The 22,462-nt window shown below is 55.6% G+C and carries 13 protein-coding genes and 1 pseudogene; 9 read left to right on the top strand and 5 right to left on the bottom strand.

What is annotated here, in order from left to right:
• Positions 1–8: 8 nt before the first annotated feature.
• Both IPM61_06025 and IPM61_06020 read left to right on the top strand, forming a co-directional pair.
• Positions 9–1,625: a hypothetical protein gene (locus IPM61_06025; protein ID MBK8910868.1), complete on the top strand. Its 1,617-nt coding sequence runs from the start codon at positions 9–11 to the stop codon at positions 1,623–1,625.
• Between the two features lie 166 nt (positions 1,626–1,791).
• Entirely contained in the window at positions 1,792–3,069 is a 1,278-nt protein-coding gene (locus tag IPM61_06020; protein ID MBK8910867.1) for a hypothetical protein, read from the top strand.
• 9 nt (positions 3,070–3,078) lie between these two features.
• Here IPM61_06020 and IPM61_06015 read toward each other — a convergent pair whose 3' ends face one another.
• Positions 3,079–3,357 (bottom strand): helix-turn-helix transcriptional regulator, encoded by a 279-nt coding sequence (locus IPM61_06015; GenBank protein ID MBK8910866.1) that lies wholly within the window; start codon positions 3,355–3,357, stop codon positions 3,079–3,081.
• Positions 3,358–3,534: 177 nt separating this feature from the next.
• On the opposite strand from IPM61_06015, the gene IPM61_06010 reads away from it, so the two are divergent.
• The 3 genes from IPM61_06010 to IPM61_06000 all read left to right on the top strand — a co-directional run bounded on the left by IPM61_06010 (position 3,535) and on the right by IPM61_06000 (position 12,084).
• A complete protein-coding gene (locus IPM61_06010) occupies positions 3,535–5,196 on the top strand; it encodes a T9SS type A sorting domain-containing protein (GenBank protein ID MBK8910865.1) in 1,662 nt (553 codons plus the stop codon).
• A 74-nt stretch (positions 5,197–5,270) separates the two neighbouring features.
• Entirely contained in the window at positions 5,271–6,902 is a 1,632-nt protein-coding gene (locus IPM61_06005; GenBank protein ID MBK8910864.1) for a T9SS type A sorting domain-containing protein, read from the top strand.
• A gap of 1,027 nt (positions 6,903–7,929) precedes the next feature.
• A complete protein-coding gene (locus IPM61_06000; protein ID MBK8910863.1) occupies positions 7,930–12,084 on the top strand; it encodes a T9SS type A sorting domain-containing protein in 4,155 nt (1,384 codons plus the stop codon).
• Between the two features lie 89 nt (positions 12,085–12,173).
• On the opposite strand, the pseudogene msrB reads toward IPM61_06000, so the two are convergent.
• The 4 genes and pseudogenes from msrB to serS all read right to left on the bottom strand — a co-directional run bounded on the left by msrB (position 12,174) and on the right by serS (position 17,957).
• Positions 12,174–12,711, bottom strand: a pseudogene (gene msrB / locus IPM61_05995) (peptide-methionine (R)-S-oxide reductase MsrB).
• A 242-nt stretch (positions 12,712–12,953) separates the two neighbouring features.
• Positions 12,954–15,509, bottom strand: a complete 2,556-nt coding sequence (locus IPM61_05990; GenBank protein MBK8910862.1) for an OmpA family protein — start codon at positions 15,507–15,509, stop codon at positions 12,954–12,956.
• A gap of 188 nt (positions 15,510–15,697) precedes the next feature.
• A complete protein-coding gene (locus IPM61_05985; protein ID MBK8910861.1) occupies positions 15,698–16,654 on the bottom strand; it encodes a histone deacetylase in 957 nt (318 codons plus the stop codon).
• 28 nt (positions 16,655–16,682) lie between these two features.
• Positions 16,683–17,957 (bottom strand): serine--tRNA ligase, encoded by a 1,275-nt coding sequence (gene serS / locus IPM61_05980; GenBank protein MBK8910860.1) that lies wholly within the window; start codon positions 17,955–17,957, stop codon positions 16,683–16,685.
• A 161-nt stretch (positions 17,958–18,118) separates the two neighbouring features.
• Here serS and guaA point away from each other — a divergent pair, with 161 nt between their 5' ends.
• The 4 genes from guaA to IPM61_05960 all read left to right on the top strand — a co-directional run bounded on the left by guaA (position 18,119) and on the right by IPM61_05960 (position 22,439).
• Positions 18,119–19,783: a glutamine-hydrolyzing GMP synthase gene (gene guaA / locus IPM61_05975; GenBank protein ID MBK8910859.1), complete on the top strand. Its 1,665-nt coding sequence runs from the start codon at positions 18,119–18,121 to the stop codon at positions 19,781–19,783.
• Positions 19,784–19,834: 51 nt separating this feature from the next.
• Complete coding sequence (locus IPM61_05970; protein MBK8910858.1) at positions 19,835–21,328, top strand: leucyl aminopeptidase; 1,494 nt, start codon at positions 19,835–19,837, stop codon at positions 21,326–21,328.
• 237 nt (positions 21,329–21,565) lie between these two features.
• A complete protein-coding gene (locus IPM61_05965; GenBank protein MBK8910857.1) occupies positions 21,566–21,889 on the top strand; it encodes a hypothetical protein in 324 nt (107 codons plus the stop codon).
• Between the two features lie 85 nt (positions 21,890–21,974).
• Positions 21,975–22,439, top strand: coding sequence for an Hsp20/alpha crystallin family protein (locus IPM61_05960; GenBank protein MBK8910856.1), 465 nt, complete (start codon positions 21,975–21,977; stop codon positions 22,437–22,439).
• The last annotated feature ends 23 nt before the right edge of the window (positions 22,440–22,462 follow it).

Below are 22,462 nucleotides of genomic sequence, written 5' to 3'. Positions count from 1 at the left end.
AGATTACCATGAACACCAAAACCACCATCGTTCTCCTTCTCCTGCTTGCCGCAACAAGCCCACTACTCCACGCTCAATCCTCCGATACCATTATCCCCAACCCACAAGCTGCTCAGCTTCGCAAGGTCTGGGAAGTTACCGGACGACCCCTCCACCATGATAAGGTCGGATACCAAGCTGCACGCCTCCCCGATCTCACCGGCGATTCCATCAATGAGTTCGCCGTCCAGTTCCTTGAAGAATTCGGTGGCTTACGCCTCTATAAAGGTGCTGCCCCACAGCCTGAACGCACCTCTTTTGCTGCCATTGATTCTATTGCTGATTTGCCCGTTGCTGGACGATTTGATGCCTCTGATTCCATACGCTTGATTGCTATGCGTTATCACTGGGAATACCCAAATAATGTTCCGAAACTCTATTCAACGCCGTATCAATACAACTGTAGTGCTGAAGGTCTCTCTCAACGAAAAACCATCGGAAGCAAACGCCTATGTTTTCGCTTCCTCCGTGCAGCCGATCTGAACAATGATGACACCCTTGATTTGTGCGTCGTCAGCGGCTGTGAGAACACTCTGACAGAAATAGCCATCTGCAAGGGGGGACGTGAGTTTCAAGTGGAAGAACCAACCGTTATTATCCGGGACTCCAGTGCCGAGCAAGGAAGTCTCAACGTGAGTTTTGTGCATTTGGATGGAGACCAGAAACTTGACATGGTCATCGGTGCTCGCCAAGCCGGTGGAGCCAGACTCAAATTCTATTTCAGCGATCACGATTCACCGTACTCCTGGGCTAACAGAAATCCCGATCGCGAAATCCTCCTCCTCCCTAACAACGGCATTGCCATTACTACCCCTCCATTCTTCATCAACCTTGATGGCGATTCCATTGCCGATGTCGTCGGCAAAGTCTTTACCGGCCAAAACATCGGCATCTATCTCTATCTCAGCCGATCCGGCAAACCTATGACCTCCCGTTCCTATGACTACGACGATGCCGATGTTGTCTTTCATACCGTCTACGGTCGCCTTCCAGCCATCGGAGCACTCAACGATTCTTCCCAACGCTACGATATGCTCCCGCTTACTGGCATTGGTCCCCATCGCGGGCCAGCATTGCTTGCTCTCTCCGGTGGATCAACCGGACCCAACCGCACCTACGATGCATGGTTTCCTGATGACGACGAAAGCCTTTTTGCACGAGCCCAAGCTCTCCAGGATGTTACCGGGGATGGATGGAACGATTACTTGGGAGCCAATGAACGTTGGGGAGCATTCGTGGATCAAGGCATCGCCATTGTCCTTGCCGGTGGTCCCTACATCCCCACCGATGATCCCTCTGTCAGCGTCCAACAACTCCCCATCGCTGGTAAACCCAACGCCATCTCACTCTGGCCGAACCCCGTCCACGATCGCCTCACCATTGCATGGAGAGGTGACCTTCACCCCATGCCTCATCGCTTCGAACTCCATGACATCAACGGGCGACTCCTTGCCCGTGGAAACGCCAACCCCGCACTCGGTTCCGTCGTCTGGAACCGAGGCAATACACCATCAGGGACCTACATCCTCTCCACACTCGATGCTTCCGGTGCCCTCATTGCCTCGGCCACGATCATCCTTCAATAGATACCCATGACCACAACCCCCAGCATCGTACCCATTCGGATGGATACCCACCAACCTTGCGGATACCATCCTATCCCTTGTCTTCCACTTCGCTCTGCAGGATGTCTCTTCACCGCACCGGTGAGACTGCAGAACCAACCATTTCATAATCGTTCACGGAGGAGTGATGAGACACGATCGAACACAACCGCCGATTCGCCACCGCTGCACAACCCTTGCGCTGCTGCTGTTGATGGCAACCGCCACCGCCCACGCGCAGTATCGCCAATGGATGGACACCACCATCCCAACCATCAAGAAACCCTATGGGGTCGGGGAATCCGAGTTCTTGATTGGTTCCTACAAGTACTACTACAACAACAACCGTCCGGTAACGGAGCTGTGGGACTTCTATGCCTCGCTCGGCATCAGCACCGTCATCCTCTGCAATTCGCACTTCTACCGCCAGCAGTTCGACAGCTTCCTGTTGGCAACGAATCGCCCGCAGAACGGACGGGTGATTGTTGCCGATTCCTGGAAGATCATCGAAGCCACCAGTGCTCGCGAGATTGAGTTCTATCCCTTCGACAGCTCGCAGTCCCGAAAGTGGGGATACAACGAGTGCGTTGCCCTTAGCTATGATGATGACGCAGTAGCGTTCAACCCAGAATATGCTCAAGGTCCGAACGCCCCACGCGAAGCGATCTACGACACAGCCGACGCGGGGACGTTGGCGTTGGGGGACATTGCCTACAACTACCGTCCGGCACACATCTACCCCTACAGGATCGTCCCAACCGACACCAGCTGGAGGGCCGTCTCGCCCGACAGCCTTATCAACCGCTGGCAGCTCTCCTTCGACCCTATCGGGCAAACCTACTATATCGCTCTTACCGGGCATCTCTTCCCATTTGGCTCAGCCAGTTCAACTACCAATCTCTTCCGCATCGAGCTTTGGAACGAGATCAACCAAGGGGTTCCTTACATTCCAATCGGAGACTCAATACCACAAAGCGACACCTTCAACCAAGCCCTCCTCTACCACACCTTCTACGTCACCAAAGCGGATCTGCTCCCTACAGGTCAGAACTACAATGAGTACCGCACGGTCTCATTTCCGATAGACCTTGACCGGTGTGATGGATGCATGAGCGGACCATTGCGCCACGTCCTGCATGATTCGTCGGAGTACAGGCAATTCAACATCAAGGTCTATTACCAGGGAGGGGAGAAGGTCGCCCTCCGCTCGGTTGCCATCCGTGACTCCATTGCCGAGATGATGATCGGTTCCAGAACCCAGAGCGTTCAGTATCGGCAAGACTTCGTCGAGGTGTTGGAATCGGTGTTGGGTGATGAGGACCAACGCAAGAGCATCACCAACTGGCTTGGTGAACCTGTTCTTGGTGAGGCAATGGGGCGGCGAGAGATGCGAAGGTTGCTGCGGCAGTGGAACTACGCCAAGTAGAACTCGGAACTATCGCCGCTCGGAAAGGATGCTCTCCACCTCCGCCAGCAGCGTTGCAGAGGAAATCCCTAAGGCACCGGCAAGGCGAAGGATTGTTCCCAAACTCGGTTCACGGATACCACGCTCCAGTTCCGAGATAAAGACACGGCTCATGCCGATGCTCCATGCCAGTTGTTCTTGCGTGAGATTGTGCTGAAGGCGGTAATGGCGCAATCGTTGTCCGAACACAATGTCAGCAGAGCGATCATGCCCGCTGGGACGTTGTAGAGGCCGCCGTACTTGCTGCATGAAAAAAAGTAGGCGGAAGGGGGATGGAACCCTTGTACGGGATGCTTTACATCTCTATTTTCATCACGAAAGTTTTTCCTTGGTGAGGTGAGAACTTTTACCCCGATCAGTGTCTTTATCAAGAGCAACCATTCGCGTAAGTTCCTGCGAACTTGAAGCCTGTTTCGGAGATCAATTATGAACACCAAAACCACCATCGTTCTTCTGCTCCTGCTTGCCACAACAAGCACACTACTCCACGCCCAATCCTCCGACACCATCCTCCCCAATCCCAACGCCGTACTCCTTCGCAAAATCTGGATGATTCGCGGCGAGACTACCGGACCCAATGCCTATACCGCTGTTGGCCAAGCCGCTGGGGCTCTTCCCGATATCAACAATGATTCCCTTAGCGAATTTGTCGTTCGCGTTGGCAAAGCCGATCAATGGAGAGTCTACCTCGGACGATACCCTTACCCCGATACCATCCCCTTTTGGACCTTTACTGGCGATTCTACCTCACCACCGCGACCCGCATATCCCCTCTTTGGTAACCTCAAAGGAGGCAACCAGCAATTCCTTTGCCTCGGGCAACATCGCTTCCACGATTCCCCCGAACGATACCGCTTGTACATCTTCTCGATCACCAACGGAATCATTGAACCGATACCAAGCGACACCTTGGACCCTTTACAAACCATGAACCCTCCTGTTAACATCGCTCCTACTACAGGCTATATCATCAACCTTGATCAGGAGACCGGCGATGAATTAGTTCTTACTGCAGAAGTCACGCTGCGGAACAAGCAGCGGAGCACCAATGCAGAACTCTGGTTCTTCAAGGGAGGTCCCGACTTCCAAGTCAACCAGCCCACCAAGATCATCGTTGACCCAGACGAAAACGATGACCATCCTTACAGCACCGTATTCGCCGACTTTGATGGCGACCACTTCCTCGACATGGTCATTGGATGTGGATACCCATCTGGACCAAAACTCAAAATCTGGTACGGACGCGATGGCTCGCCATGGAACTGGAACTCTACTCCCGATCGCGTTATCCATCTCTCAAGCAATCTCCCCATCGGAACCAAACTCATCTATGCCAACTACGATGGCGATTCCTTGCTTGACTTCGCCGGAAATATTCACCTCGGAGACAACGCCGGTATCTACCTCTTCCTCTCCTCCTCCGGCAAATCCTTCCGTAACCGTTCCTTCGCACTCGACGATGCTGATCTCATCCTGCATAGCTCTACCTACTTTGTCCGAGATGCCGTCGGAACCATGAATGACCCAACCAAACGATTCGATATGCTTCCCGCTATCGGCATTGATCCTGCCTTGCTCCTCTTCTCCGGATCACGCAATGGACCCGACCTCACCAACGAGGCTTGGTACTCCGAAGCGATTCAACCCAACATCTTCTATGCCATGCGACCACTGGCCGATTGCAACGGGGACGGATGGAGTGATCTGTTGGTCAATGACCCAGATTGGTGGGGTTTCGATCAAGGCATTGCTGTCATCCTTGCTGGTGGTCCCTACATTCCACACGATGACCCTACCGTAGATGTTGAGCAACTCCCAGCAGAGGGGAAGTCCAACGCTATTTCACTCTGGCCGAACCCTGTTCGCGATCAACTCAACATCGCTTGGCATGGAGGGCTGAGCCTTCCGCCAGCTCGCATTGCCATCCACGATCTTACCGGAAGGCTTGTTGCCAGCGGAACCACCGATCCTTCGGTGGGGGCAGCCGTTTGGCACGCTGATGCGGTGGCTGATGGGACGTACTTCCTTACGCTGTACGACCGCAATGGGGTGGTTGTGGCCAGCAGGCTGTTTAGCAAGCAAGAATGATCCTGCAGTGATGGCTATTGCAGTTATCCTCCGTTGTGTACCCTCAGCACGAATAGCATTACTTGGAGATTACCATGAACACCAAAACCACCATCGTTCTCCTGCTCCTGCTTGCCACAGCAAGCCCACTACTCCACGCCCAAGCCTCCGATACCATTATCCCCAATCCCAACGCCGTTCTCCTTCGCAAAATCTGGATGATTCGCGGCGAGACTACTGGGCCCAATGCTGGTGGGATGGTCGGGGATGGGGCCGCTGCGATCCCTGATGTTACCGGAGATTCCCTTGATGATTTCCTCATCCACTTCGGCAAATCTCCCCTCTGGAAACTCTTCCCAAGCAACAAACCAGCTCCCGATACTACGCCCATCTGGCAAACTATAGGATTCAGCACTTCCCCGCTTACCCCGGGCATTGGCTCCTTCTGGGGAGATTCACGAAAAATGCTCTGGATTGCACGCGACACCTGCGACACCAACCAAATCTGCTTCCTTCGACTCCTCCTTTTCCCTCTCAGCAAAGGAACCATTGCTGATACCCCAGCGTTCATCCTCAACACTCACATCCAATTCTGCCCACGTGATGTTTTTGCTCGCGATCTTGACAACGATGGCGACGACGAGCTGATCTTGACTCGTTCGTGTAGCTACCCGGAAATCTGGATTTATGAGGGGGGACCGAACTTCACGACCACCGCGCCGACCATGAAGATTGGGGACGAGAACGACAACGGTGGCGGGCTATCGAACCACAGCACAGTGATTGCTGATGTGGATGGAGACCGGCGGTTAGATATGGTGACGGGGGCTGGGTATGGGGGCAATCCAAAACTCAAAATCTGGTACGGACGCGATGGCTCGCCGTGGAACTGGAACTCTACTCCCGATCGCGTTATCCCTTCACTCCCCGGCTTCCCATGGTTCTCCAATGGCATCACCTCTCTCGATTCCGATGGCGATTCCATTGCCGACATCCTCGTCAATGGCAATTACCTCTTCCGATCCGCTTCCGGCAAAAACTTCCGCTCCCGATCCTTCCAGGTTGACGATGCCGATCAACAACTCCAAAGCCCTGACTTCTTCGTCCGATTCAATGCCGGTCCGCTCAATAACTCCAACCACCGCTTCGACATGATCGCACTTGTGCGGCCAGGGCAAGACCGATTCGCATCCTCCGAACTCCGACTCTTTAGCGGTGGACCCGCGGGAGTCAACACCACCTATGATGCCTTCTACAGCACCCATAGCGATGGCATGATTGCAGGCAACAGCTTCCAACATGTCGTTCCACTGGCCGATTGCAACGGGGACGGATGGAGCGATCTGTTGGTAGCTGACCCCAATTGGTGGGGATTCGATCAAGGCATTGCCATCATCCTTGCTGGCGGTCCTTACATCCCCAACGATGATCCCTCTGTGGATGTTCAACAACTCCCAGCAGAGGGAAAGTCCAACGCTATCTCACTCTGGCCAAACCCTGTGCGTGACCAACTCAACATCGCTTGGCATGGAGGGTTGAACCTTCCGCCAGCTCGCATTGCCATCCACGATCTTACCGGAAGGCTTGTTGCCAGCGGAACCACCGATCCTTCGGTTGGGGCTGCCGTTTGGCACGCCGATGCGGTGGCTGATGGGACGTACTTCCTTACGTTGTATGACCGGAATGGGGCGGCCATTGCCAGTAAACTCTTCAACAAACAACGATGATTTTGATGCAGCCATTGAGAATGTAGTAACCGAAGGCTAAAGACCTTTTATCAATCCCGACGGAGGTCGGGGCGGCTACCGGCTACCGGCAAGTAACTCTAACAAACAACGATGATCTTGATGCAGCCATAACTACTCCCGCACCACTATCCCTCCCTTCGTCGCGAGCGGGAGCACGACGATAATCCTCTTCTTCATAGGAGACTCCGACCATGACGACGACGACGCTCAGAACAACCACAGCAAGCGCGGCACTCCTATCCATTGCCATGCTCCTGCTTGCCTGCGCAAACGCCACCGCACAGCCGATCAAGCCTGCCTACAACATCGGCCAGTACGAGTATTGGATTGGTGGCTACGAGAGTCCTTCCCACAGCGATCCCGATGCCATCTGGCCATTCATGGATTCCATGGGAGTTACCATCCCGATCCTTGGAAACCTCTTCCCACCCCTGCCAAGCAATCCCTTGGGGGTGTTACTTGACACCTCCGACCAATGGTGGCACACCGGACGACGGTTTTTCCCGATTGGTCCTCCGCAAGCATTCCTTGCGGGCTTTGGTCGGGAGGTTGTCTTCTATCCCTTCGACAGCGTCCAAGCCACCCTCTGGCCATCGAAATTCCTTGTGAAGTCGAAAGGAACAACTGATACGAACTTCAGTGAAAGGAAAGTCCGGGAGCAAGTGTATAGCCTCAGCAGTGATCTTGGAGAGATCGCCTCAACGATCGCCATCAACGCGGCAAGCCTCAGTGCGCGAACGTTCCAGAAAAACAAGAAGCTCTTGGCCGAACAGCACACCAAAGAAGACCCTTCACGATGCGCGTACATTGTCCTGACCGGACATCTCTTTGACTCATTAAACAGCAGCAACAATAATGCGGCAGTGGTCTTCCGTGTGGCAGTCTATCATCAGCTGGGGCCAAGCGACCACTATCTACGCGACAACCTTACCGTACCGTTGACTCAGCCGGAATTTCCGGCCTTGATATCCTTGTGGATAGCTTCGCCGTCACTCGGGGAGAGCTCTTGGCTGACACATTCCCTCGGCAACGCTACCGCGAGATTTCCCACCGGACAGACCTTTACTGGAGGCCACACGATAACGGCCCAGGTCCGCTGCACCCAAGCCAACCCAGCGGGCGTGAGCAAGCCCTTGACATTCGCGTCTATTGGACCGGTGCCGAAAAAGCTGCTCTCCGCTCCGTCGCCTTCCGCGATTCACTGGGCGAGCTTGTGCTGGGCAAGTCCCAAAACAGCATCACCTTCCGCGACAGCCTGATCCGCGAGGCACGGCGCATCCTGCAAGGCTCCCCAACCGCTGCGCCAACCGCACCGCTCCATCCCGCTATCTTCCGCTTGGAGGTCGGGCACGAAAACCACCCCAGTGCCTACGCCGGCTACATCGCCATGGACCGGCTGATTCGTGAGACCTTCAACAAGGCCCCACACGCTACGGCCAGCGACAGCGTTGCGGCCATAAACGTCAAGGATAACCCCAACGCCCATTGGTATGAGATGAGCGACCAGCGCGAACACACCATCGAGACCTACTTCAACAACCCTTTCGACGTTGATTCGATGTTCGGAAACTTCACCACGTGGAAGCCGATGTCGAATCTCTTCACGGTCCCGCACGAGGCGGTCCCAGCAATCGGCGAGCACAACGGAGGGCGGTTCACCATTCCCGAGACGAACGTTTCGGACACGGGAATTGAGAACTATGAATCGAGCATCCAGCGGATGATGTTGGGGCGTGCCTTTGCGTGGCAGCTTCCTGGCGATGACCAGTTTCCATTTTCGGGGAACGCGTTGTCGCATCTTTCGCAAGGAGCGTTGATCTGTCGCGACCGTCGGATTCGGATGGTGCAGTATGTCGGGACCATTCGCAGCATGGACTTCCGGAAGAACAAACCACTCACCCCTGAAGACACGTTGATGGACACGATCATGAGCCATGTTCCCGAAGCTGCCGAGCTTCGCGCAATGGCCAACCTGGGCCTTGCGTGGAATGCAAAAGGGATTACGTGGTGGAATTTTGGGGATTGTAAGCTGTACAATCTTGATAGCGGCGCACGCTTTCAACAGTGTTGCATCGGCAACCGCAAATGCGACGATCTGTTCGGATTCCAGGATAACTTCGATGATACGATCCCGATCAACACCGGTGGCTACTTACTGGTTCCGGGCCTGTACGTTGGTCGCCACAATATCATGACCGAGATCCAATGGCTGAACAAAAATTGGTTCGACACCATCGGTGGACGGCTAATGTACCTTACGTGGAGAAATGCATACAGCGCTGATGCCTCGGCTCCGTGGCCCGGAAGCGAGGAACCAGCCGACAGCATCACACGCCCGTTGCCAAGCAGTGAAATCATCACCGAGGTCAAGTCGTACAAACTCAACGACACCATCCCCGACTCGACCCACCGGACGTTTGTGGAGGTTGGGTTCTTCGACAAACTTACCGGGCAAACCAGCAGCCAGCCGGACCCGAAGAAGGACACCCACTACGTTGTGGTTGTCAACCGCCGGATGTTCGAGCGTCCCGCCGACATCTCGCCAACCAGCGCACGCGGCCAACTGATGGACTCCTTAGCCGAGAACCGCCGCATCCGTCTGAAGTTCAATTTGCTGCGGAAGGACTTTGCCCAGTATGAATTCATCCATGTTCGGGAGTATGCTCCTGACCTGACCCCGTTAGCAGGAACAAGCACGCAGCGAACACCCACCTCGGTGACAATTCCTGCCGACGGCTATGCCGAGATAGCACTCCGACCCGGGGGCGCGGCGTTGCTGGAGATCGTCTATAAACAACCCGATGAAAGCCTCATTGCCGGCAAACTCCAGACCAACAACCAACACAAAATGGTCTATGTGAACGGGCGGTACTACTGCGTGTATACCAAGGACACCACCCGTTGGGTCAACTGCCCCAACATGACCCCACAGCCAATCTCCAGCAGCTTCGTCTTCCTGCGCCGCTCCTTGCCGGTGGACACAACCGGGACCATCCTTTGGGAACCGATCGAGGACTCCGTGGATTACGACGATCCCTGCAACTTCTTGACCGACAACCTCCACCCCGCACTCACCGTCCGCCGAACCGGACTCAACGGAGCCTTCACCGTCGTCACCGTCACATGGACCGCTCACGTCCGCGACACCAACAGCAACGTTGTTCGCGCCGTCTATGCTCGCGATATTGGCATTGGGTCGTTGGGCACGCGGTCCTTTGGGAACATCGAGCGCGTTGCCTACTATCACCCAACCGATCCCAACAAGGTGGCCTGCAACGATGTCCGCAACGTCTGGGGAACTCCCGTCGTCTGCCGCACATCCAATGGCTACTTTTTCGTGTACAGCTCTGCGACAGCCGGGATTGTTGCCCGCGTGCGGAAATACACACCGGGGTTGCTCTGGCCGATCACCGGAGCCTACTCCGGCTACGACAGCATCTCACTGCATAACGGTGAGCAAGGTGGCTATGGATACTCACTCTATCCTTCAGTTCCAGCGTTTGCTCACGAAGGATCAGGAGATTCCAGTTGTGGCATCGTTTGGCAGCAAGTTCATAGCCGACGGGTTGATTATAAAGATGCTTATAGTGGCGATACCATTGCATTAAACTATGAGATTCGCTACGCACGGCTGAAGCAGGTTCCCGGGGTTGGTGGCGCACCAGCTTTGGCGCAGAGCTATCGCAACTTCCGCTTTGCCAACAATGCCAACGGACCGGTGGCAATTGATGGCTACACCATCGGCTTCAACGATTACCGCAATCCCTGCATTGACCAAACCCAGGACATCTATGGCCGCCTTCAGGAGATGGTCACCTTCCAATCGCTAGAACAAAAAAATCTACCCCTGTTTACTATCAATACTAGCCAACAATACTCGACAGCATGGGACCTGTTCTATGTGCTACGAATGCGAAGCATTTACACCGATCCGCAAGAGAAGTCGTGGCTGTGGGGAGCCTTTAACTTGGTGCAATACAATAGCACCTCTTCCCGCCCCTCCGATTGGGTGTATAAGCATGGCTTGAACGCAACCGTCGGCTCCTTGAACGACCTGACCGCAGCGGTCTCCACCAGCCCCGTTGCCTTCTTCTCCATTGCCTACACCACTCCTAACAGATCAGGAATGCGCCAAACCACCGCACGCTACACCGAACCGCTTGACTCTGCACGAAAAAAAGATGCGCTGTACACCTACGGTGGGACCTATCCACAAGCCTCCTGCGCACCGCAGCACCAAGCCACACGCGAGGCGGTTCTCTACCAATCGGGCACTGGCGGGACGGTGCTTCGGACCACGCGGCAGTTCTTTGCCCGAACCCGTCCCAGCGGATACCTTGCCCATGGTCGCAGCCTTGCTTTCAGTGTGGATGATTCTTCGCAAAGTGCGTTCCATGCTTCGTTGTTCGATCTCTGGTATGCTACCGACAGCGTGTCGGTGCCGTTGCACCTTGCGGCACTGCCAAGCTACGAGCACATGGAGTTGGACAGCTTGCCGCAGGTTCCGGTGCTGTTCCGCACCGGGGCGTTCCAAGCGCACGACAGCGTTGCGATTGGGTTCTCCTTGCGCGGAGAGTTTAGCGGTGTGATTGATACGCTGAACCTATCACGAGTTCGGTTGCGTCTGGAGTTAATGGATGCGGTGGCCGACACGGTGGTGGCAGTGGTGGATTCGGGATCGGTGACGATGGCCGCGCCGCAGCATGGGCGGTCTGGAGACTCGGTGCTGGATCTTCTTTCAGGGAGCTACTACCTGCGGCTGCGGCTCGACACGATGAACATTCCGGCAGTGGTGTGGAATCCGAATGGAGCACCGAGGTATCCGGTGGTGGACCTTCACGGATGGATGGAGGATGGTGGCTTCGGGAAGGTCCGTCGTGAAGGCGCGGCCAGCAGTGCCGAAGCACGCATCTCCGCGCAGCCGAACCCATTCACGGCGACGACGGAAGTGCGGTTCAGCATTCCGGTTTCTGGCACCGCAGCGGTGCGGGTGTTCGACCCGTTGGGTCGTCCGGTGGCGGAGGTAGTTCCGGAGCAATGGATGGAGGTAGGCCGCTACGCGGTGGAGTTCGATGGAAGCGGTTTGCAGCCAGGGACCTATCTGATAGAGTTGATGCTTGACCAACGCCGCGTGGTCCAGAAATTGGTGCTGGCGCGGTAAGCGGAGGTGAGTAGAAAAGCAATCAACAACACACCAGCCGCCGCAGAATTTTCCCTTCTGTGGCGGCTGGATTCTTTCTTCCCCTTGCTTTACTGTTTGGCGAATTCGAGCGCGGCGGAGTTGATGCAGTAGCGAAGCCCTGTGGGCTGGGGGCCGTCGTCGAAGACGTGGCCCAGGGTGGCCGCCGCAGCGCGCGCACACCACTTCGGTGCGGACCATGCCGTGGCTGCCGTCGGCGTGATTGGCAACGGCCGTCGGCGTGATTGGCTGATAGAAACTTGGCCACCCCGTTCCGGAGTTGAACTTGGTCGCGCTGCTGAACAACTCCAACCCGCACCCCGCGCACCGGAACACGCCGGAGTCGTGGTTATCCCAATACTTGTTGCGGAACGGCGGCTCGGTCCCTTTTTGCCGAAGAACGAAATATTGCTCCTCGGTCAAACTCTTCTTCCACTCTTCATCGCTTCTCACCACTTTCTGAACCGGCTGGGCGGTTTGCTTGGCGGTGTCCGGCTGTGCGGTTTGGCCCGTTGGCGGCGCGATGCTGCTCCCTTGCGTGCGTTCGGCATTGCCGCACCCAACGGCGGTGAGAAGAAGGATAGAGAGGATGATCTCGGTAATGCGCATCATGGTAGTTTGGTATGGTTGTTCGGTGCGCAGCCCCGGCAACGCGCCACTGCGTAAACGAACGAGTTAAACTGGTTAGTGGATTGGCGGCATTCCCCGCCACCAACTATTCCCTGCCGCTTTTTGATTATTCCTGCAGCACCCATTCCAACCCTTTTCAACCCTTTGAACAACAACGGCTCCGGCAAACAATGTTGCCGGAGCCGTTTGCTTGTGGCCAATGGGGGGGCTGCTTCGGTGGCTTACTTTTTCAAGAACCGGAACTCCACCCGGCGATTGAGCGAGCGGCCCTCATCGGTGTCGTTCGATGCCACCGGGTTCTTCTCGCCGTTCCCTTTCGGGACCAGCCGTGTGCGCTCAATTCCGGCGGAGATCAGATAGTCAACAACGGCTTGCGCGCGCCGCTGCGACAGCTGCTGGTTGTAGGCATCGCCGGCAACGTTATCGGTGTAGCCAGCAATCTCCACCCGGGCTTTTGGATAGCTTTTAATCAGCTCGGCAAGGCGATCCAGCTCCACGCGGGATTCCGGTTTCAGGTCGGATTTGTCGGTGTCGAAAAAGACGTTGTTGATCCGCACGGCCATTCCTTCCTCGGCAACCTCCTTGATGGGAACAAGGGTGATGTTGACGGTCAGGTTCACGGCCTCCTTTGTTTTCCGCAGGTCAACGTTGTTCGTTACCGGGTAGTAGCCTTTTTTCTCGGCATAGTAGCCGTAGTTTTTCCCCAGCGGAACGGTGATAAAGTAGACACCGTTCTGCGGGTCGGTTTTTAGTTGGCCAATCGCTTTCCGCGCCCCCAAATCTTCCCACTTAATGTCGGCAATCAACGGCTTCCCTGCGGGGTCCGTGACAACGCCACGGATGGTGGCAACGGGGTCGGGCCGCAAGGTTTTTGGAAGCGGTATCCAAAAAATATCTTCCGATGTTGATGTCCCGATGGTGTTCCCGGCGGCGAAGAAGGCTTGCTGGCCATCGGTGGTTACTTTGTAGCCCCAATCGGAGCCGATGGTGTTGAACGATTTTCCAAGATGCACCGGCGGGCTCCATTCGGTCCAAGAATCTTCCCGAAGCCGCGTGGTTTTGAACACATCCAACGTGCCGAACCCTTCCCTCCCTGATGTGCTGAAATAGAGGGTCTTTCCGTCGGGGTGAAGGAAGGGGGTCCGTTCGGCAAAGGGGGTGTTAATCGTCGGGCCAAGGTTGATGGGGTTGCTCCATCCGGTTGCGGTTTTCAGGCAGACGTAGATGTCGGTGTTCCCCCACGTCTCCCCGTGGAAATAGCGATCCTTCGGCTGGAACTGGCCAACGCCGCCCGGGCGTTCGGAGGTGAACAGGATGGCGTTGCCGTCGCTGGTAATCATCCCGTCGCTGTCCCAAAACTCGCTGTTGATTGGTTTGGGAAGAAGTTGCAGCGGCCCCCAGCCGTTCGGGGTGCGCTCGGTCAGGTACAGGTCGCCGCCGCCAAAGCGTTGCGGCGCGCTTGCGCTGAACACCACCAACTGGTTAGCGTCGGCGGAAACCGCTGTGGTGGCTTCACTGTTCCCGGTGCTGAGTTCTTTCACCAACTGAGCTTTTCCCCACACTCCGTTTTGCAATGTGGAAAAGTAGATATCCTCACCGCCAACTCCATCGGGGCGTTCCCTTCCGGTGAAGAACAATCCATTGCCATCGGCGGTGGGGACCGGAACGTACTCGCCGCCGCGTTGGGTGTTCACCCCAAGCCCGGCATCTTGGATTTTAGAGTCTTCTTCCGGCGATTCCAAGATTTGGACGGAGCGGTTGAACCGGTCGCTCATTGCGGGGAACAGATGCTGATACTTCCGATAAACATCAGCGGCTTGCTTCCACTGCTTTTGCTCCACATACATCCCGGCAAGCCTTTGCACAGCAAGGAAGGCATCCTCCGACGGAGCATTAACGCGGATGAAGGAGTCGTACCAACCAACCTCCGCCGGGGTGGCTTGCTGGGTTAGATGCACCTGAATCCCCTGGTTGTTCCCCGAACCGAACGACGGCCAAAGCGTGGTGTTGACAATAGTGGTGATGCTGAACCCACGGCTCCAGTAGCTGTTGATGAACTTCGTGGTCTCTTCTTCGCTCCAGCTGCTATCCACTTGATATACCTGGCGCCCATAATCCCCCCCTTGCGAAAGGACGATCACCCATTTACCGCCGCCAAATCCGGCATCGGTGATGCGGTATCCTTCTTGCATCCGCTGCTGGATTTCGGCATCGGGAAAATCGCCGACGCTGGTGATAAATATCTGGCTGGTGAAGGGGGTGTTGCGGGTAAGGACGGCGGCCCAAAGGGTGTCGCCATGGGTGATTGAGGTGACGGCAAATCCCTGGCTCAACTTTGCTTTAATCTCCGCTTCGGGGAAGGTTGCTGCTGCAAGCACCGTCTGCTCGCCATACCCCACCGCACTGCTGGCCACCACTGCCCAGTTTTTCTGGGACCAACCGATATCGGTGATGCTGTACCCCTGCGCCCACAACCCTGGCATCCCCAACCCCGACGGCTCCGGCGACATCCGAACTTGCTGCGGTCCAACGAACTGGCTTCCGAACGAGAGGACGCTAAGCCACGAGCCTTGCATTCCCGTAAGCAATGTTAGATATGCCCCGGCTTCGTTCTGCCGCTGAAGGAAGGTGGGGGGCGTGGCGGTTGCGTTCCAGACTTGGGTGGTAAGGCCTGTGCCTTGCGTCATCACCACCAACACGGGGCGCGGCTGGGCGGTGGCCAATACGGCGGTTATCAGAAGAACGCTGATAGCGGAAAGGAAAGAACGTAAAAGCATCATAAGCGAAGAACATGGTTCGTGCGGTTCAGACGAACCACCGATTGGTCTGTGTCATCCCCTTCCCCAACGGTAGGCAGGGGATACGCCCTGGATATTCTGTGAGCAGGAAGAGGTTTCAGACTGAAAGTTATTCCCATTTGTGGAAAAGATGTGGATAACTCCCCTTGTAATCCACATTCTTTCTGTTAAGAGAGGGCAACATTCCCCGCAACCGCCAGCATTTCCTGCAAACAAGCCTGGACGCTGGTGGATAGGCCTGTCAAATCATATCCCCCTTCCAACACCATCACCAAGCGATTCTGGCAGTGGAGTTGGGCCAGCTGAACAACCCTTTTTGCCAGATGCTGGAAGCCATCGGCGGTCAGTTGCATGGAGGCCAGCGGGTCGCGGTAATGGGCATCGAACCCGGCGGAAACCAGCAGGAACTCCGGCTGGAAACGGTTAAGTGCTTCCTCAACCTCGTTCAATGCTACGGCATAATCGCTATCGCCGCAACCACCAGGAATGGGGATGTTGAGCGTGGTTCCGACCCCGCGCCCGGTTCCCCGTTCGGTGCGAAGCCCTGTTCCCGGGTAGAGTGGGTGCTGGTGGATACTGATGTAGAAAATGCTGGGATCATCTTCCAGGATATGCTGGGTTCCGTTTCCGTGATGAACGTCCCAATCCAGAATTGCCACCCGCGCCAAGCCATGATGTTGTTGCAGATACCGCGACGCAATCGCCACGTTGTTGAACAAGCAGAACCCCATCGCCGTTGCGCGTTCGGCGTGGTGGCCCGGCGGACGGACCGCAGCAAAGGCATTGTGGCACTTGCCAGAAATCACCGCATCGCAAGCGGCAATCGCGCCGCCAACCGCCAGCAACGCAACGTCAAACGATTCCTGGCCGACCGGGGTGTCGGGGTCCAGAAATGCCGGAGCCGAACGCGCCGCCAGTTCAATCGCGGCGATATACTCCGGTGGGTGGATCAGCTCAACCCAGCCACGCTCCGCCGGTTGCGGCTGGATATGGTGGAGTTGGTCCCACACTCCCGATTCTTTCAGCCGCTCCACAATTGCCCGCAGCCGGTCGGGACGTTCGGGGTGGGGGATGCCGGCGTTGTGGAGCAGGTATCGGGGATGGTAGATAAAGGCTGTTCCCATTTCTGTTGTTCCCCTGGCTTCACCCTGCTCAGTTTTTTGGCAGGATATTCTTCCGCCCGCCCATAAATGGTTGCAGCACTTCTGGGATCAGAACGCTTCCATCTTCTTGTTGGTAATTCTCCAAAATGGCAAGGATTGCGCGCGGCACTGCCACGGCGGTCCCGTTCAGGGTGTGAACAAAACGGGTGGCGTTGTTCTCGTCGCGGTAGCGGACCATCAGCCGGCGCGATTGGAAGTCGGTGCAGTTGCTGGTGCTGGTGACTTCACCATATCCATTTTTGGAAGGCATCCATGCTTCGATATCGAACTTCCGGTAGGCCGGCCCGCCCAGGTCCCCGGCGGCAACATCCAGCACGTGGAACGGAAGGCCAAGCTCGGTGAATATCTCAATCTCAATATCCAGCATCTGCTGGTGCATCGCCTCGCTCTGCTCCGGCGTTGTGAAGGCGAACATCTCCACTTTGCTGAACTGATGAACCCGGTACAGCCCGCGTTGCGCCGCGCCGTGCGCCCCGGCTTCGGTGCGGAAGCAGTGGCTGTAGCCAACCATCAGAATCGGCAGTTCTTCTTTGCGGAGGATGCGGTCCTTCAGCATTCCGCCCAGGGTGATTTCGGCGGTTCCAATCAAACAAAGATCGGTGTCGGCAATGCTGTACACCTGCGTTTCCTCGCCACGTGGGTTGAAGCCGATTGCCTCAAGGATGCTGGCGCGGGCAAGGTCCGGGGTTAGATATGGAGTCCAGCCACGCGCCACCAATTTGCTGACGGCGTAATTCACCAGGGCAAGCTCCAGCAACGCCGCCTCATTTTTCAGGTAGTAGAATTTCTGGCCGGTGACGGTTCCGGCGCTTTCAAAATCGAGCAGCCCAAGATCCATCCCCAGGGTAACGTGGTCTTTCGGGGGGAAGGTGAAGGTTGTTGGCTGGCCATGGGTGGCAATCACCGCGCTGTCGGCTTCGCCACCGGCGGGGACTGCGGGGTGGGTCATGTTCGGGATGTTGCGCGCGGCGGCCATCAGCTCCTCGTCCAGCCGCCGCTCCTCGGCCTCAAGACCCTCCAGCTGAAGTTTCAGCTGTTTGCCATGTTCAATCAAGGTTTGGCGTTCTTCGGGGTCCAGCTTCCCTTTCATTTTTTGCGAGGTCTCGTTCCGTCCAGCCCGCACCGATTCCAATTGCTGAATCACCGCATTGCGCTGCTGATACAGGTTTGCAACCAGATCGGCATCGGCATTGCGAACGCCGCGGAAGGCAATGTTTTGGCGAACAAGATCAAGGTTGTCGCGAATGAATTTTAGGTCAAGCATGGAAGATGTTGATTTGATGAGCCGGATGGATACCGCAACCAAACAAGGATGTTTCTGCGGGACGAATATACTTCGGTGGGGAGATCGCGGGGAGTTCGGGGTTGTAAGCAATCGGGGGGTGGGCAGCAAGCAACTTTACACATCAACACCACCAAAACCGAATGATTGCCGATGATCGTTCGTTATTTTTGCCGCTTGTTTTTCGTTCGCGCCTCCCCCAAAAATGGTGTTGGAGGCGCGTATCGTTCCCAGTGCAACCAGCGACGAACCCAGGCAATTCCGTGACACATGCCGAACGCATTCTGATCCTTGATTATGGCTCACAGTACACCCAGTTGATAGCTCGCAAAGTCCGCGAGTGTGGGGTGTATGCGGAAATCCACCCGTTCAACATCCCCCTTGATACCATTCGCGAGATGTCCCCGGTCGGTATCATTCTTTCTGGTGGTCCTTCTTCGGTGTATGGTGAAGATGCGCCCCATTCCGACCCTGGGATTTTCGACATTGGAACGCCGATTCTTGGCATCTGCTACGGCCTGCAGCTGATTGCCTATCAGCTTGGCGGCGCGGTGGACCGTTCGGCAAAACGTGAGTTTGGGCGCGCCCACCTGCAAGTTGATCGAACCGATTCCCCACTGTTCGCTGGGCTGCCGGACCAATCGGTTGTTTGGATGAGCCATGGCGACTCGCTGACGGAAATCCCTGCTGGTTTCCAGGTGATTGCTCACACCTCCAACGCCCCAATCTGTGCCGTTGCGAACGTGGCCCGTTCCATTTACGGCGTTCAGTTCCACCCAGAGGTGCATCATACCCCCAACGGCGTTCAGGTTTTAAAGAATTTTGTGTACGGAATCTGCAACGCGACGGGCGGATGGAACGCCACCGCGTTTATTGAAGAAGCAAAGCGGGAGATCAAGGAGAAGGTGGGGAGCGGGCGGGTAGTCTGCGCACTTTCGGGCGGTGTGGACTCTAGTGTGCTGGCGGTGTTGCTGCACGAAGCACTTGGGGACCAGGTTCTTTGCATCCACATTGATAACGGGCTGATGCGGCTTGGGGAATCGCAGCAAGTGGTGGAGATGTTCCGCGAGAAATACCACATCCCCCTTGATTTTGTGGATGCCAGCGAACTCTTCCTTTCCCGACTGGTCGGCGTAACCGACCCGGAGCGGAAGCGGAAAATTATCGGCACAACCTTCATCGAAGTGTTTGAGGAAGAAGCGAAAAAGTTTGCCGATGCTGAGTGGTTGGGGCAGGGGACTCTCTATCCTGATGTTATCGAGTCGGTCTCCTTCAAGGGGCCATCGGTAACGATTAAAACGCACCACAACGTTGGCGGGCTGCCGGAACGGATGAAACTGAAGCTGATTGAGCCGTTCCGCGAGCTGTTCAAAGATGAGGTTCGGGCGGTTGGAAAGGAGCTTGGCTTGCCGGATGAGTTCCTCTATCGCCACCCATTCCCCGGGCCTGGGCTTGCAGTGCGTGTGCTGGGCGAAGTTACCCGCGAACGGTGCGACATCCTTCGCCAGGCCGATGCGATTTTCATGGAAGAGCTTCACCGCTCGGGCCAGTACCGCGAAACCTGGCAAGCATTTTCCGTGCTGCTGCCGATTTCATCGGTTGGGGTGATGGGGGACGAGCGCACGTATGAGAACGTCTGCGCGCTGCGTGCGGTCACCAGCACCGATGGAATGACGGCTGATTGGGCGCATCTTCCGTACGATGTTCTGGCCCTTTGCTCCAATCGCATCATCAACGAAGTTCGCGGAATCAACCGTGTCACCTACGACATCAGCTCCAAACCCCCGGCCACGATCGAGTGGGAATAGGCTAAGAAAACGTCAAGAAATCATATTCCATAAACAAACAGACAAAGCACCATGAACTTCACTGTTCAGCAACTTCAGCTTGAGAAGGTGACGGCCGATGCCGTTGTTGTGTTGGTTCCGCAGTCGGAAGAGAGCTTCTGGGATGGCTCGGCGGAACTGAAAAAAATCGCCGAGGCGGCCAGCCCGGTCCTCTCCTCTGGTGACTTCACCGGCGCGCGCGACACCAGCGCAGTGGCCTACACCAGCTGGAAAAAACTTCCCCGCATCATTCTTGTGGGATATGGCGAAACCGGGCAGGTTTCCCTTGAAAAACTGCGCCGCGCGGGCGCGTTGGCAATCCAGCGCGCAACCGGACTAAAGTGCAAAACGCTTGCGGTGGTTCAGCCAGCCATTGGCAGTTTTACCCCAGCCGACGTTGCCCAAGCAATCAGCGAAGGCCTGGCGTTAGGGGTCTATTCCTACGATAAACACATTTCCCAGAAACCGAACGGCGGATTCTCCGCACCCAACAAAGTCGTGCTTCTTGGCCTTGATGCCGCCGAAGTGAAAGGGATGAAAGTTGGCGCAGCAACCGGGAAGGCAGTGTCGGATGGCGTGCTGCTGGCGCGTGATTTGGCCAACGCACCATCGAACGAAATTGACCCGCAGACGCTTGCTGCTCGGGCAAAAGAGCTAAGCAGCGTCGGGGTAAAAGTCACCGTTCTGACCAAAGCTCAGATTGAGAAATTGGGGATGGGTGGTTTGGTGGCAGTCAACAAGGGGAGCGAAATTCCTCCATCGTTTATCATCATGGAGTGGAAGGGGGGAGGCCGGAACGAGCAACCACTGGTGTTTGTGGGGAAAGGGGTGACGTTCGATTCGGGTGGCATCTCGATAAAACCCGGTGCGGGAATGGCCGATATGAAATTAGATATGGGTGGCGCGGCAGCGGTGATTGGCGCAATGCACACCATCGCCACGCTGAAACTTAAGCAAAACGTGATTGGCTTAGTGGCAGCCACCGAGAATATGCCATCGGGAACGGCGTTCAAGCCGGGTGATGTGATTAAGCACCTGAACGGCAAGACCTCCGAAATTGACAACACCGATGCCGAGGGCCGATTGATTCTTGCCGATGCGTTGGCCTACGCCGACCGCTACAAGCCGCAAGCCGTGATTGACCTTGCAACCTTGACCGGTGCTTGCGTTGTTGCGCTGGGCAACGTGGCCAGCGGTTTGATGGGGAACACCCCCGAGCTGAACAACCGCATCCGCCAATCGGGCGACCGGACGTACGACCGCGTGGTAGAGCTTCCGCTGTGGGAAGAGTATGAGGAGTTAATTAAAAGCGATGTTGCCGATGTGAAAAACTCCGGCGGGCGCGGTGCCGGAACAATCACCGCCGGGTTGTTCTTGAAAACATTTATTGGGAACTACCCCTGGGCGCACATTGACATTGCCGGCACGGGAATGACCTCGCGCCCATCTGGCTACATCAACAAAGGGGGAACAGGGGCGGGAGTTCGTTTGCTGGTTGATTTTGTTCAAAACTGGACCAGCCTTTAATCACGCGGCGCAACCGCCAAGCCATTGTTTGCAAACGAATGGGCAACGCACGGTAGATGCGTTGCCCATTTTTTAGATGGAGACTCCGCAGGTGAACATGGCCATTATCGTTGGCCGCCATTCCGCTATGTCACCATGTTCCACGAAATGGTGATTTAGAACCTGCGTTTTTGTGAAAATTTCGGATATAGTTTTCCACACTGTTTCCCACAATCCCACAACAGAGGTGCAAAAGCCATGAGGATTGCACGTGCGCAAGTGCCGTTGCCCCTGTGGATTACCTCACGTTATCCACGGCGTTGTGGAAGAATCGCAAGTTATCCACAAGTTTTCCAAGTCGGAAAATCTCCGTTTTTCCGGCTTTTTGGGAAAGCAGAGGTTATCCTCAATAGTTATCCACTCTTCCACATTCTCATTAACCAAAACAATAGAGTATTTATTTCTTTGAGGAGAGATTTAAGAAAAGGGAAGAATGACAGAATGATTGTTGGCGTTGTGAAACTTGAATCAGCCTATCGAGCTTCCCCAAACATTCTTCGACATTTTGACAGCAATGAATGACATTTTGGCCATTGTGATCGTATGGCGTAATTGTTGAAGATTTGGCAAGCATATCATTTCCACAATCACCAATACCTAGCTGACCATGATGAAGCAGAACGATGAATGGCTAAAGACCATTGAAGAAGTTGCGGGGCGAATCAAAGATTTTATCAAAGCCAATGTTCAAGTAGATATAGATGGCGATTCTCCTTCGCCAGCCACCGCCACAAGCTCTTACCCTCCGATGTCCGTCTATTATGACGCGGATGGATTTCACATTGCAGCCGAACTACCGGGCATGGCCAAGCAGGACATCGCTATCTCGCTAACCGACGACGGCAAAGTGGAGATTTCGGGTAATAAAGGTGATGGAATAGATACCAATCGGGCAGTGGTGCAGTTGAACGACCGCTACGTGGGGGAGTTCCGCCGCCAAGTCCATCTTCCTAAAGGGCTTGAGCTTGATACCGCCAGCGCAACGGCTTCCTACACTGACGGTATCCTACGGATTCTGATCCCACGGCAAGCTGCACCAAGCAAAACAGGAACAACAATCAGCATTGACTAATCAAGAACTACCAACATATCAAT

This window comes from Chlorobiota bacterium, assembly GCA_016710285.1.
Taxonomy (GTDB): Bacteria; Bacteroidota; Ignavibacteria; order OLB7; family OLB7; genus OLB7.
The sequence above is the reverse complement of the archived record's forward strand: the minus strand, read 5'-3'. Positions and strand labels throughout refer to the sequence as shown.

Excerpts from the sequence above, each read along its gene's own strand:
- IPM61_06025 (MBK8910868.1), top strand. The coding sequence starts at position 9 with ATGAACACCAAAACCACCATCGTTCTCCTTCTCCTGCTTGCCGCAACA.
- IPM61_06020 (MBK8910867.1), top strand. The coding sequence starts at position 1,792 with ATGAGACACGATCGAACACAACCGCCGATTCGCCACCGCTGCACAACC.
- IPM61_06015 (MBK8910866.1), bottom strand. The coding sequence starts at position 3,357 with ATGCAGCAAGTACGGCGGCCTCTACAACGTCCCAGCGGGCATGATCGC.
- IPM61_06010 (MBK8910865.1), top strand. The coding sequence starts at position 3,535 with ATGAACACCAAAACCACCATCGTTCTTCTGCTCCTGCTTGCCACAACA.
- IPM61_06005 (MBK8910864.1), top strand. The coding sequence starts at position 5,271 with ATGAACACCAAAACCACCATCGTTCTCCTGCTCCTGCTTGCCACAGCA.
- IPM61_05990 (MBK8910862.1), bottom strand. The coding sequence starts at position 15,509 with ATGCTTTTACGTTCTTTCCTTTCCGCTATCAGCGTTCTTCTGATAACC.
- IPM61_05985 (MBK8910861.1), bottom strand. The coding sequence starts at position 16,654 with ATGGGAACAGCCTTTATCTACCATCCCCGATACCTGCTCCACAACGCC.
- serS (MBK8910860.1), bottom strand. The coding sequence starts at position 17,957 with ATGCTTGACCTAAAATTCATTCGCGACAACCTTGATCTTGTTCGCCAA.
- guaA (MBK8910859.1), top strand. The coding sequence starts at position 18,119 with ATGATTGCCGATGATCGTTCGTTATTTTTGCCGCTTGTTTTTCGTTCG.
- IPM61_05970 (MBK8910858.1), top strand. The coding sequence starts at position 19,835 with ATGAACTTCACTGTTCAGCAACTTCAGCTTGAGAAGGTGACGGCCGAT.
- IPM61_05965 (MBK8910857.1), top strand. The coding sequence starts at position 21,566 with ATGAGGATTGCACGTGCGCAAGTGCCGTTGCCCCTGTGGATTACCTCA.
- IPM61_05960 (MBK8910856.1), top strand. The coding sequence starts at position 21,975 with ATGATGAAGCAGAACGATGAATGGCTAAAGACCATTGAAGAAGTTGCG.